The sequence below is a fragment of the Calditrichota bacterium genome, assembly GCA_020637445.1.
GTDB lineage: Bacteria > Electryoneota > RPQS01 > RPQS01 > RPQS01 > JABWCQ01.
The window spans coordinates 1-12,801 of sequence record JACJVZ010000002.1 but is presented as its reverse complement, the minus strand read 5'-3'; the positions used below and the strand labels follow the sequence as shown (position 1 = coordinate 12,801).

At 52.9% G+C, this 12,801-nt stretch carries 9 protein-coding genes, 1 tRNA gene and 1 other RNA gene; 7 read left to right on the top strand and 4 right to left on the bottom strand.

Translation table 11 applies throughout. The features are described from left to right. Positions 1-5: 5 nt before the first annotated feature. From H6507_07940 to H6507_07930, 3 genes are all read right to left on the bottom strand, one after another. Positions 6-1,514 carry a transglutaminase domain-containing protein gene (locus H6507_07940; protein ID MCB9369018.1) on the bottom strand — a complete coding sequence of 503 codons (1,509 nt, stop codon included), beginning with the start codon at positions 1,512-1,514 and terminating at the stop codon, positions 6-8. Between the two features lie 13 nt (positions 1,515-1,527). Continuing rightward, positions 1,528-3,198, bottom strand: a complete 1,671-nt coding sequence (gene ettA, locus H6507_07935; protein MCB9369017.1) for an energy-dependent translational throttle protein EttA — start codon at positions 3,196-3,198, stop codon at positions 1,528-1,530. Positions 3,199-3,337: 139 nt separating this feature from the next. After that, a tRNA-Gln gene (locus H6507_07930) sits at positions 3,338-3,412 on the bottom strand. 140 nt (positions 3,413-3,552) lie between these two features. Here H6507_07930 and H6507_07925 point away from each other — a divergent pair. The 6 genes from H6507_07925 to H6507_07900 all read left to right on the top strand — a co-directional run bounded on the left by H6507_07925 (position 3,553) and on the right by H6507_07900 (position 11,848). Beyond that, the gene (locus H6507_07925) at positions 3,553-5,790 is read left to right on the top strand and encodes a hypothetical protein (GenBank protein MCB9369016.1); all 2,238 of its coding nucleotides are present in this window, start codon (positions 3,553-3,555) and stop codon (positions 5,788-5,790) included. 84 nt (positions 5,791-5,874) lie between these two features. Beyond that, complete coding sequence (gene pabB, locus H6507_07920; GenBank protein MCB9369015.1) at positions 5,875-7,665, top strand: aminodeoxychorismate synthase component I; 1,791 nt, start codon at positions 5,875-5,877, stop codon at positions 7,663-7,665. Beyond that, positions 7,662-7,862 carry a hypothetical protein gene (locus H6507_07915; GenBank protein ID MCB9369014.1) on the top strand — a complete coding sequence of 67 codons (201 nt, stop codon included), beginning with the start codon at positions 7,662-7,664 and terminating at the stop codon, positions 7,860-7,862. Before pabB ends, H6507_07915 begins: the two co-directional genes overlap by 4 nt. Positions 7,863-7,908: 46 nt before the next feature. Continuing rightward, the gene (locus tag H6507_07910; GenBank protein ID MCB9369013.1) at positions 7,909-9,672 is read left to right on the top strand and encodes a VCBS repeat-containing protein; all 1,764 of its coding nucleotides are present in this window, start codon (positions 7,909-7,911) and stop codon (positions 9,670-9,672) included. Positions 9,673-9,676: 4 nt separating this feature from the next. Continuing rightward, complete coding sequence (locus H6507_07905; protein ID MCB9369012.1) at positions 9,677-9,985, top strand: Dabb family protein; 309 nt, start codon at positions 9,677-9,679, stop codon at positions 9,983-9,985. A gap of 192 nt (positions 9,986-10,177) precedes the next feature. Beyond that, a complete protein-coding gene (locus tag H6507_07900; GenBank protein MCB9369011.1) occupies positions 10,178-11,848 on the top strand; it encodes a T9SS type A sorting domain-containing protein in 1,671 nt (556 codons plus the stop codon). Positions 11,849-11,958: 110 nt separating this feature from the next. On the opposite strand, the gene H6507_07895 is transcribed toward H6507_07900, so the two are convergent. Next, positions 11,959-12,399 carry a transposase gene (locus H6507_07895; GenBank protein ID MCB9369010.1) on the bottom strand — a complete coding sequence of 147 codons (441 nt, stop codon included), beginning with the start codon at positions 12,397-12,399 and terminating at the stop codon, positions 11,959-11,961. Between the two features lie 104 nt (positions 12,400-12,503). On the opposite strand from H6507_07895, the gene ssrA reads away from it, so the two are divergent. Further along, positions 12,504-12,801: a transfer-messenger RNA gene (gene ssrA, locus H6507_07890) on the top strand; the annotation flags it as partial.

Below are 12,801 nucleotides of genomic sequence, written 5' to 3'. Positions count from 1 at the left end.
GTGCGTCACCACCAGACTTGCGAGTTATGGTCGATTGAAAAAATCCGTTCCTCATGATCAGAGTCGCTCGCCGTCAGCCAATAAAGTCCGCCGCTTGGTGCGTCTTCAAAAACCAACGGTTCGTCGCCGGCAGTGGCTTTGCCTGCCTGCTGCCACCCGTCATTCCAATAGTGCAAAGTGTATGTCTCGCCCGAAGTCAGGAACGATTTCTTCACACTGTCGGTCGATTCGTCAAGTTTCTTTTTGGTTGTGGCGACAACTTTGATGGAAGTTGTTGCAGACTCGTTTGCAATCAGTTCTTTGATGTCGCCGTTGGCAGTCAGCAACAGCGCGTCTCCGGCAGGAACGATCTTGCCGTCGGCAAAGTATCCCGGCAAGTACGCCACGTCAGCTCCCATGTCCCGAAACACGGCCCGACCCTGCTCCACCTTGGCCCATTGAATCGCTTGCCATTCTCCAGAATTGAAAACACATAAATAGGCGATCGACACGGAGTCCGGCAATGAAAGACTCACAGTGACGTCGCGCACCGGTACATAGTCGCGCGTGACGTCCACATAACTTTTCGACGAAAGATATTTCGGCAAATCGTCGGGATTCGCAACTTGAAATGCGAGGTTGTCGCGTTGGATGGCAAATGTCTTACGATAAACCTTAGCGACCTTATTGGCCAAGTGATATTCTCCCGGATTGGCCTCGGCGCCCATGAACGGAATCACTTTTCCTTCCGCCGTGACAATCGCGTTCCACGCGTGGTTGTTGCCCGAGTTCGCCCAGTACGGAGTGTAATCGCTCGTCACCGCAAGTCCGTTCGCGCGCATCGCGAATATCGTAAGATTGGTCATGTCTTCGCAGCGTCCCAACGTCGTCTCCAACATCCCGGACAAACCCTGGTCCGTCGGATGATAGTAAAACCGGGGATCGAAATGAAACCAGTTTATCAAATCGCGGTTAATCACGCACGCGGCTTCAATCGGATCGTCGTGTTTCGACATCGTCGCAAACGCGCTGTCATATCTTGTCGCGAAATATTCTCTCCACTCTTCCAGCGGTTCGTTGCTGCCTCGATATGGAAGAATGTATTCGCAAAACTGCTGAAATGAAAACCCCTTCGCCCACGGCCGCATCGTCCATGCGGCAAACGCGCGGTCGATATGATCGATGACAAACTCGGCGCTGATGACTGAATCGTCTTCAATGACGCTGTGCTTCTTGAAATCCAAAGTGCCGTACCGGTCTTCCAGTTCGCCAAACGAGTTCTCAAGTTCTTCATACGAAGCGAAACTCAACACGTCAAACGGCACAACGGCTTCGGTCGAATCCACCAAATCAAACATCACATAGCTGTGGCCTTCCATGTTGTCGAACAAATAGGTCGCCGCAGCGCGCTTGAGTGAATCACTCTTTGCTGAGTAATGATCAAGCACCGCCTGTAAAACCGGATGCGTGCCGGATGCTGTCGCACAAAGAGTCGAAAACAGCAAAACCGCTGCAAAAGTTAAGAAACGTTTCATTGAAATGGTCCGTTTACGCCGTCAATTTTCTATACAATGATCGCCGCGGTCGGTCGTAGTTCGCGCCGAGTTCCGCGCGCCGCTGCTGCTCATAGGCTTCAAAATTCCCTTCGAACCACCGTGCGACTCCGTTGCCTTCAAACGCAAGAATATGCGTGCAAATGCGGTCAAGGAAAAACCGGTCGTGACTGATAACCATCACACAGCCGTTAAAATCGAGCAGCGCGTTCTCCAGCAGCCGCAGCGTAGTAATGTCCAAATCGTTGCTCGGTTCGTCCAAGATCAAAAAGTTTCCGCCCTTGCGCAGCAGTTTTGCCAAATGCACGCGGTTGCGTTCGCCGCCGGAAAGATTCGTGACGTATTTCTGCTGGTCTCCGCCCTTGAAATTAAATCGCGACACGTACGCGCGCGATGAAACTTCCTTATTCCCGATGGAAATCGTGTCAACTCCGCCGGTAATTTCTTCGAACACGGTTTTCTTGTCGTCGAGATCATCGCGCATCTGGCTGACATAAGACAAAACAACGGACGGCCCGATCCGGATTGCCCCGGAATCCGGTTGCTGTTCGCCCGTAATCATCCGAAACAAAGTCGTCTTGCCCGATCCGTTCGGTCCGATAACGCCCGTAATGCTTCCCGGCGGAATCGTCAGCGACAAGTTTTCAATCAGATTCGCGCCGCCGAAGCCTTTGGAAACGCCGTTAATCTCCAGCACGACGTCGCCCAGATGCGGACCCGGCGCAATCAGAATGTCCTGATTTTGATTGCTGATCTCCATCACTTCCTTGGAGCGCTTCTCGTATTCGAGCACGTGCTTATGACTTTCGGCCAAGCGTTCCCGCTGACTGAGCTTGATCCAAGCAAGCTCTCTCCGCAGCGAAGCAAGTTTTGCCGAAGGCTTCTTGTCCGCACGCTCCATCAATTCTATTTTCTGCTCGAGCCAAGAAGTGTAATTCCCTTCCCAAGGAATACCCTTGCCCTCGTCGAGCTCCAATATCCATTTGGTAATGTTGTCGAGGAAGTAACGGTCGTGAGTCGAAATGATCACCGTGCCCTCGAATTCACGAAGCTGTTTTTCCAGCCACAAAACGGTTTCCGCATCCAAATGGTTGGTCGGTTCGTCCAAAAGCAAAATATCCGGCTTTTCAATCAGCGCCTTGCACAACGCCACGCGCCGCCGTTCGCCGCCGGAAATCTGTGTGATCATCAAGTCCCCGTCAGGGAGAAACAGTGCATCCGACGCGACTTCAACTTGATGTTCGAGATTCCAGCCGTCGACCTTGTCGATTTCGTCTTGCAGCTTCTGCATCTTCTCGAGAGCTTTCTCCATCGCGCCGCCGTCCATCTCGGCCATCTCTTCGGCGATCTTGTTGTACTTCTCGATCAAAGTCAAAGTCGGAGCGAATGCCAGCTCGACATTTTCGCGCACTGTTTTGGTCAAATCAAGCTCAGGTTCCTGTGCCACCAGCACCGCGCGGACGCCTTTTGCTGGTTCAGCATAACCCTGAAAGTCACGGTCGATGCCGGCCATAATCCGCAGCAGAGTCGACTTTCCTGATCCATTGTCTCCAACCAGGCCGATCTTGGCTCCGGGATAAAAAGCCAAATTGATATTATCCAAGACCTTCTCGCCGCTGTAGAGCTTGACGAGATGTTCCATTACAAAAATAAACTGTGGTGCCATGTCCCTCAAAAAATCAGTTTGAAATTACTCTGCCACAATGTAGCAATTTTTCTCGAACCTGCGCGGACCGACGAATCCTGCACGCGCCAACAATCCATAAAAACAGACGGGCCCACCAGAAATGGTAGGCCCGTTGCGATGGCTGGGGAACAGGGACTCGAACCCCGATTAACAGATCCAGAGACTGTTGTCCTGCCAATTAGACGATTCCCCAATAGCGAAAGGCATACTTTACAATGTCATAACCTTCCGGCGACCCCTAATATAAGGCAAAGCCCCGCGATATGCAAGCCCCTGTTTCCCCCAAATTGATGGCAGTTTTTTTGCGATTTGTTTACGACAACAGAATTCTAAATGATTGTAATCCGAAAAGCTATAGGTGGTGAACGCCAAATGGAAGCGTCGCAATTTGCCTACGATGTGACATCTCCGCTCCTCCGACAGGTACCCCAATCTGCCCTTGATGCCGTTTTTGGGACAGCCGCGTTGGTAACCCCCGACCTGAAGCTCGCCGTGGTCGGGCGCTCGTGGGACGAATTTATGGCGCGCTCAGGACGCGGTGATTTGGGCCGAAATGCCATGCTCGGGAGCACAATCCTGTTGTTCTTCCGCAACGACGAGCAGCGTCGCGTCTTCGAAAGCCTGCTACATTCCATGCATTCCGACGAACTCGGCGTGCATAATCAAGTCGTCGATCTCGGCACCAAAGACAAGCCATTTTACGTGCAAATTCATGTTCAGGGGTTGTGGCAGGAGGGAGTCTTCGCCGGATACTTCGTTCATTGTTTGGACATCACGCGCGAACACGCCAACCGGTTGGCATTGATTGAGCGTGACCGCGAAATGCACACGGGCCGCGAATCAATCGAAAAGACCCAGCAGCAGGCCAATCAACTTCAAGAAAAACTCCGTGCCGCGCTCGAAGAAATCGCCCAGCGCGAAGCACAGCTCAAGAAGATGACCGAAAAATCTGTGCGTATGGAGAAAAATTCGAAAGAAGCTCTCGAACGCGCGGAAAAAACCGTCGAAAAGTCGTCCCGTTTGCAGCATGAACTGGATAAACTGAAAAAGCAGCAGGCCGATAACGGCAAACTCGAATCCCAACTCGAATCGCGCAATGCCGAAGTCACGAAACTGCACGATGACCTGAAGGCCGCGCAGGAAACGGCCGCCGAACTGCACCGGGAGCTGAAAGCGTCGCGCGAACAGCAAACCGGAACGGAGTCGGAAGTCGCCGCCGCCAAAGACGAAGTTTCCGCACTGCGCAAGAAAATTGAAGAACTCAATTCTGCTCACAAGTCAAATAACGACTCGCAAACAGAACTTGAGGAGAAATACAACCAAAGTGAACTGCGTGTCAAAGAGCTGATGTCTGCGTTGGAAGAAGTTCAACAGGCTTCCGCCCAACAAATTTCCGAACTCAAATCGCAGATAACGAACTTGCAGGCCGGTGCCCAGCAGCAATCGTCAGAGCTTCAAGACTCTTTGCAGGAAGTCCAATCCGCTGCCGCAAAGCAAATATCCGAACTGAAAGCCGCTCTCGAAGCCGCGCACACTGCTGCCGCGCAAACTCAGGCCGCCGAACCCGAAACTCCGGCGTCTGATGAGTTATTAACCTATATTTCACAGCGAGCCTGCTACCTTGATCCGTCCGGAAATCTGCTCTGTGCGACCGGCGCGTTTTGGGAAAAGATCGGTGCCGTGCCGGAACAGTCCGTCGGCAAACCGTTCTCGCAATGGCTCGGCGATGACCAAGCGGAACTCTTCGGCAACTGGATTGACAATAGCGAAGAACCGAGCTGCGAGCTGGTCGCTCCCGACGGCACGCAGTGGAAGGCCTGGGCTATCACCGAAGACGAAGGCACGTTGGTCGGAGTAAATGTCGAAGAAATCGTCGAGCAAATCGCGCCGCCGGCAATGCCCAACAGCATGATTTCATTTGCGTCGAATTCTCCCTCGCAGATGCGCGTTTTGTCGCGCGAATTGGCCGATGAGTTCAGCAATCTCTTGACCGGTGTGCTTGGGCACGCGTCACTCGCGGCCGCCGAACACGACGGCACACCATCACACGAAATCGTCGCCATCGAAAAGAGTGCTCGCGAAGCCGCGCAGTTGGTACGCAAACTTTCCGCTCTGGGCGGTCAAGGTCGTCATGCGCATGAAAATGATCTCGCCGCGACGATCAAACAATATGTAAAGAAGATTCAACCTGATGTCTATCCTGAGCGTCCGCAAGTCGTGCTTTGCGAAGAAGCCTGCAAGGTCTTGGCTGAATCCAACAGTTTGCGCACGGTCCTCGAAATGATCTCGTCGCACGCCAGCGCCAATCTCCAAGGCAGAGGCGGTGTGTGCTACACTTTGTCGACGCAGGACGGTCAAGCCAGTCTCTCCTTATCCTACGATGGGTCGCCTGCGCATCCTGCCGGCTGGGACGAAGGCTTGCCGCCGATGCTCGGCATGAACGGCTGGGATCTCGTCTTCGCGCGCGAAGTTGTGCGCGGCATGGGTGGCGAACTGGAACTCTCCGAAGACTCCGGGCGATCCGTCCTGCTGGTAACGCTGCCTTTACATCTTTCGCAAGCGGAAGCATAAACCATTTGCCAAGAGAATTTGAAAACCCGCCGCGAGGCGGGTTTTTTATTTGTGAATTCGTGGAGAAATCCGTAAATTTTGCGCATGTCCAAGTCTCCGGTCTTCGTATTCACGGCACCCACCGAATCGCGCGGCGTATTCCGCCGGATTGCGCTGGTTAATCCCGTCGCGCAATGGATTGTCTCGCGTTTGTCTGATCTGCGCGATTCATTCGAACGTGTCGCTGCATACCAGAAGTCCGGATACTATGTCGCGATGGTCCTGAGCTACGAAGCAGCGCGGGCTTTCGATCACGCGCTCGCCACTCACTTGCCCGGACAAACTCCCTTAGCTTGGTTCGCAGTGTCAAAAGAAACGTCGCAATTTGAACCCGCGTCGAAACCGTTCACACTCTCGGCTCCGACCGTCGCGGCCGAAAAATCTTCGTACACGGAGTCGCTCAAAAGCGTCTTGAGTCACATTCGCGCGGGCGACATCTACCAAGCCAACATTACGATTCGCGCGCACTGCGATTTCAGCGGCGATCCTTTCAGCGCGTACTGCTATCTCAGCGAAGCCGTCCCGATGCCCTATTCCGCGTACGCCGATCTCGGACACATGCAGGTGCTTTCCTTTTCACCCGAACTCTTTCTCGAACTGAAAAACGACACGCTGATTTCCAAGCCCATGAAAGGCACCGCGCCGCGCGAGCCGTCTTGGGATGAAGATGAGCAAGCTCGCATCGCGTTGCAGCAAAGCGAAAAGGACCGCGCCGAAAACACGATGATCGTGGACCTGATGCGCAATGATCTGGGCCGCATTTGTGAGATGGGGTCCATTCAAGTGCGTGAAATGTGCAGCGTCGAGCGATATCCCACCGTACATCAAATGATCACCACCGTCGTCGGCAAAAAGAAACCGGACGCGTCTCTCTTCGACATTTTTCGCGCGGCTTTTCCGGCTGGCAGCATTACCGGCGCTCCCAAAGTTCGCGCTTCGCAAATTATCAAAAACGTCGAATTCACTCCGCGCGGAGCCTATTGCGGAAGTATTGGCATGTTCTTTCCGGGCGGTGATTTTGTTTGCAATGTGGCCATTCGCACGCTCGAACTAAACGGCAGCGTCGCCACGATTGGCATCGGTTCGGGCATCGTAGCTGACAGTGATCCGGACAAAGAGTGGGAAGAGTCGCTGCTCAAAGTCAAATTCGTAAGCAGCAAGATACACGATTTCGGCCTGTATGAAGCCTTTCGCTTCGTTCCCGGTTCCGGTTACCGGAATCTCGAAGACCACCTTTCCCGTCTTGAGCGTTCGTGTATTTACTTCGGCCGCCCGTTTCCGCGTGACAAAATACTTTGCAAATTAGAACAACTGAAAAATGAACTCGGCGACAAACCCAATCGCGTACGCCTTGATCTGAACGGCGAGGAGGTGTCGTTCAAACTCATTCCCGAAGAGCTCGCGTGGCCGGCGGATGGCGTCACCGTTTTGATACCTGACGTCCGGCTCGATCCTGACGATCCCCGTCTTTACCACAAGACCACCGACAGGCCCGAGAAATATCTCTTTCGCTCAAAAGCAAAAGAGCTCGGTGCCGATGAGTGTCTATTTTTGAACACGCGCGGCGAATTCACCGAAGGCTCGATCTCAAACGTCAAATTCAAACTCGCGGGCAAATGGGTTACACCGAAACTCACCTGCGGACTCCTTCCCGGAGTGTGGCGCGATCATCAAGTTCATGAAGATGGCGTCGCTGAAGGCGTCGTCACATTCGAAGACCTGAAGAAGATAGAGGCGCTCTGCATGGGCAATTCGGTGCGAGGTGAAGGCAGCGTCAAAAAGATTATCTTGGAAGACGGATCAATAGTCTATAAAGAGCGAGCGTCCGCGCCGTGACTCCGGTATTCATCGGCATCTTGGTCTACATCGGTCTGTCGTTGGCGATTGGCCTGATCGTCTCGAAGAAAGTACACAACGAGTCCGACTACTTGATCGCCGGCCGCCAGTTAGGCTATTTGCTCGCGACGTTTTCAATTTTCGCCGCGTTTGCAGTTTACCTCTTGGTTTCTTTGCGCGAACCCGGTCGCGCGTGATCGCAACATCGGTGGGTCCCTTCACTAAGCCTGCTCGGAGGAGTCCATGGCCGCTGCCTTTTTGTCTCTAATTGTCGTGTTGAGCGTCACATTTTCCGCGGATGCTCAGAGTTACTCCCGCGTCACGGAGTCACCCGTTGCCAATGACGGAGGATCGTCCGCCGCGGTTTGCTTTGTCGATATTGACAACGACGGTGATCTCGATCTCTTCATAACCAATGACGAAGCCGTTCAGGGAAACCTGCTCTACACCAACGACGGCGCGGGTAATTTCTCGAGTGTCGAAGACGACCCTATTCTCGAAACCGGCGGCCACAATGTCGGCGCAACGTGGGCGGACTTCGATCATGACGGAGACGTGGATTGTTTTGTCGCGCGTTGGTCGAATCAAAGCAACCGGCTTTATATCAACAACGGTGACGGCACATTCGAAAGCGGCGTAGTTCCGCCGGTCACGTCGTCGCGAGGATATTCCGAAACCGGAAGTTGGGCCGACTACGACAACGATGGCTGGGTGGATCTCTTTGTCTCCAACAGCGCGGGTACGAATCACCACAACTGGCTCTATCACAACAACGGTGACGGAACTTTTGCGCTCGCGGATATTCCCGCTTTCGCTTTGGATGGTGACGATTCGCGCTCTGTCCAATGGTGTGATGTCGACGGAAACGGTTGGACCGATCTGTTTGTCGCCAACGAGAATCTCGACAACGACGCACTGTATCTCAACTTCGGCGATGGCATATTTTCAAGCGTTGAAGGTGAACCGCCGGTCAACGACGGCGCCACGAATTTCACGGCAAGTTGGGGCGACATCGACAACGACGGCGACTTTGATCTTTTCGTCGGTGGCTACAACAGTCCAAGTCGCCTGTACAGAAAGCTCGAAAGCGGCTTCGAGCTGATTACTGAATCTCCGGTGATTGAAGACAACCGTTTCGCCGTCGGCAGCGCGTTTGCCGACTACGACAATGACGGCGATCTGGATTTGCTCGTGTGCAACGGTTTCGCACCCAGCAACAACACCTATCGCCACAACTATCTGTACGACAACGACGGCGCAGGCAATTTCCGGCGCGCGACGGAAGAGCCCATCGAAGCCGACAGCGGCTGGGGTTTCGGCTGCGCGTTCGCTGACATTGACAACGACCAAGACTTGGATCTCAGCATCGCGCGCTCTCGTAATGCCAACGAGGATAACTTGCTCTACCGCAACAATCAAACTGAATATTACGGTGTCGTGTTCAGGCTGCGCGGCACGGACTCAAACTGGAGCGGCATAGGCTGTCGCGTCGAAGTCCGCACATTTGTGGATGACTTCTTTCAGTCACAGTTTCGCATGGTCGAAGGGCAATCGGGCTACTGCGGTCAGACTCAGGACGTACATTTCGGACTTGGCGCGGCCACTGAAATCGATTCCGTGATTGTCTATTGGCCGAGCGGAGTGCGGCAAGTCTACGGCTGGAGACTTCCCGCCAATACGACGTACACTCTGATTGAAAACGGCGGCATCGTAAGCGCTGACGAACGTAAGACACCCGTCGCCGCGGACCATCTTGTGATAACGTCCTATCCGAATCCTTTCAATTCGCAAGTCACACTTGAAACGAATCTTCCGGCCCGCGACAAAACTCGTTTCCAAGTTTTCAACACTCTCGGTCAGGAAGTCACGACGCTGCATAGCGGCGTCGCCGGACCGGGTGTGCTGAAAATAAACTGGCAGCCCACAGCTTTGTCGTCGGGTTCATACATCGTCACGGTCACACAAGGCGCGGTCTCGGAATCACAAACAATTCATTTCATAAAATAGCACCATGATCAAACATGTCGTCATGCTCAGGCTCCATGAAGAAGCCGGCGGACATAAGAAGCAAGAAAACGCGATCCGCCTTAAAAGCGCGCTTGAAAACCTTAGTGGCAAAATCGACTCCTTGCATTCAATCGAAGTCGGTATCAATGAAGCGCCCGACAAACAAGCCTTCGATCTCGTCCTAACCTGCGACATAACTGACTGGCCCGGCCTGGAGTCATACCGCGTCCACCCTCTCCATCAAGAAGTCTTAACCATGGTTCGCCAAGTCTGCTCCGACCGCGCAGTAGTGGATTATGAAACACACTGTTAGCCAGTCGCGCGTCACGAGTTTCTGCAAGAATGTCCGCCGTGGTGCGTGACCTCGCACCGTTCATACGTCAGACTCCTCTTCCTCGTGCGCATTTCTTCCTTTCCCCGTCCCTTGACACCGACCCTGAAACTCATTATTTTAACCTCAGGTCTTGGGAAACTGGTTGGACAACTTAGCTCGGAGGCCTTGATCATGACGCGAATTCTCTCTGCATTCAATCTTCTGAAGCGGGTAGGGTTCGCGGTTTTGTTGTTGGGGGGAGGTTTGACCGCGCAAGCCCAACCCTACGAGCTGCAGTTTCTTTATGATGAAGTGTCGGATGAACAGTGGCGGACGGGGGGGGACATAGCAGCGTTAGGCGATCAGGATGGAGATGGATACGACGATATCCTGATGACGCACTGGCTTGGGCCGCAACGGCAAAACTGCCTGCGTATCATCTACGGCGCAGATGGACCTCCATACAGATATCTTGATTTTGCATCAACCTTGCAGGACACATCGAATGTCCAGTACTGGTGGAATCAGCTTTCACCATACACGTCATGCGGTGATTATAATGCGGATGGATTTATTGATATTCTTGAAAGCGTGGTATCATCGCAAGATCAGACTCTCTATTTGTTTCTCTATCTTGGCGGGCCAGAACTCTTTGATACTATTTGGGACTGGCGAAGTACAGATTTTGGGGCCTCGTACTCTTTCGGATATTACGGCGATTACAACGTCGATGGTTATGGTGACTTAATAACATTACCCCGGCCGACAGGCGAAGCGCGAGAATTCAGGTTTTACGAGAGTATCTGGCAGACGCAGTCACAGGAACCGACGTGGACGTACGGCTATGGGGAAACAATTGATGAACCGTATCCAAGAGAGCCCAACAATTATGGAGATATCAACGGCGACGGCTATCCGGACTTTACATTTTACGCCTACTTCGATCTTGTATCAAACGACAGTATTGCAACGGATTCGATCTATCAGGATTTCTGGTTTGGCGGACATGGAGCGGACTCTATTCCTGAAATCTCGTTGAGGTGTTCGGGGAGAAGCAACTGTGTCAGCGCCTTCGAGATCATGGGTGACGTGAATGGTGATGGATTCGACGACCTCTTGGCGCATACATTGCGTCCAGGCCTGCGCGATCCCGTACCAACAGACAACCGTATCTACTTTGGCGGTGACCCGCTGGATCTGGAAGGTGTGGATGCTTTCTGGGACACCCCGCTAAACTTTTTTGCTGCGTCACAAGGTCAGCGACTGGGAGACATAAACGGAGACGGATTCGAAGATATGGGATTCAATCAGGGTGGAGGTGTCCTCTACATCTTTTTAGGTGGAAACCCCATACAGCAGCAGGCAGCGTATATCCAGGAAAGTTATGAAGACACTCTCATTGCTACAACTTTATCACGCGCTGGGGATTTCAACGGCGATGGACTTGACGATTGGATGTTCACAAGCATTGTTGACTACCATTGGCCTCCTCCACCGGAAGGGTTTAGAGTCAGATTATCCATCGTCTCCGGTGATCCGAACTTTGGATTGGATGTGCCTTCAGATCGTCCGTCGATTCCCCGGGAGATTACACTGGGTCCAGCCTTCCCCAACCCTTTTAATTCAAGCGTGACGATTCCTATCACGGTTGACTATCCTGCCCGTGATGCCACGGTTTCGATCTACAACGTGCTGGGACAGGAAGTCTATCGATTTGACCGCCTGCAACTCCCCCCCGGCAAACACAGGCTAATCTGGAATGGCCAATCCATGACCGGACAACCCAGCGGATCAGGTGTGTACATCGTCACCCTGAACTCGCAAGTACAGACGCATTCGGAAAAGATATGCTTGCTGCGTTAAACAAAAGGATCAATTATGAAAACGCTTGCCTACGCTGCAATATTATCAGTAGTCCTCGGAGGATTGTTTTGTAAGCCTTCAGACCAAATGGCACAGGATGCGCTATTGTTTTAAGGTGTAGGTTGGGTGTGTAAGTTGCGGAGCTTCTGAGAGTTTGGTTGTGTTGTTGTATTGACCTGGCGACGGGTCTTTTTTGTTTGGTTTTGGAGCCGTTTACGATGGCGTTGGATGGCTTTGTCGCGGCCGAAGTAGACGTCTGCGGGGTGCAGATTGTTGATTGATTTGTGGTAGTGTTCGCTGTTGTACCAGTCGCGGAACTTATTCAATGCCTCTTGCAGTTCCGACGGCGATGTGTAGACGACTAAGTTCAGACGTTCTTTCGCCGTGCGGTTCAATCGCTCGATTTTTCCGTTCGTCTGCGGATGGTTGCGCGCCGAGTAGATATGGTGGATGCCGGACTTTTCCAAGAACGTGTTGAACGTCTTGGCGATGTAGCCCGATCCGTTGTCACTCAAAAGCTTCACACGCCGGTTCACCGGGACGTTCTTCATGCCGGTGATAAAGACAACTCACAAAAATCGACACTTGCATGAGCAGGTAGTCGGCAAAATGAAACTTGGAGAATCCGCCATTCGTTAGTATATTGTAGAGCTTCGGGGACGCCAAGGTTTCGACGGGATGTATGGGTGGCGTTGGGAGCAGGCGGAGGCTGGGGTGCCCTCCTTAATCAGGACTCCAAACCTTAAGTGCCAATGACACTTACGCAATGGCTGCCTAATTAAAATAAGGTAGTCTGTCGCCGCCGGGGAATGTCTGGCGAACCCGCCCGCGATATCAAAACTTAGCTGGACTGGCCCGTGGACCGCCGCGCAAACGGGTGAGATTAAGTGGCTGGCTTCCGATAGATTTGGGGTTGGGACGACCCGGAAGCAAGATTTTCATCCAACTCCTAA

Coding starts and splice junctions, on each gene's coding strand:
- H6507_07940 (MCB9369018.1), bottom strand. CDS start 1,514: ATGAAACGTTTCTTAACTTTTGCAGCGGTTTTGCTGTTTTCGACTCTT.
- ettA (MCB9369017.1), bottom strand. CDS start 3,198: ATGGCACCACAGTTTATTTTTGTAATGGAACATCTCGTCAAGCTCTAC.
- H6507_07925 (MCB9369016.1), top strand. CDS start 3,553: ATGATTGTAATCCGAAAAGCTATAGGTGGTGAACGCCAAATGGAAGCG.
- pabB (MCB9369015.1), top strand. CDS start 5,875: ATGTCCAAGTCTCCGGTCTTCGTATTCACGGCACCCACCGAATCGCGC.
- H6507_07910 (MCB9369013.1), top strand. CDS start 7,909: ATGGCCGCTGCCTTTTTGTCTCTAATTGTCGTGTTGAGCGTCACATTT.
- H6507_07905 (MCB9369012.1), top strand. CDS start 9,677: ATGATCAAACATGTCGTCATGCTCAGGCTCCATGAAGAAGCCGGCGGA.
- H6507_07900 (MCB9369011.1), top strand. CDS start 10,178: ATGACGCGAATTCTCTCTGCATTCAATCTTCTGAAGCGGGTAGGGTTC.
- H6507_07895 (MCB9369010.1), bottom strand. CDS start 12,399: ATGAAGAACGTCCCGGTGAACCGGCGTGTGAAGCTTTTGAGTGACAAC.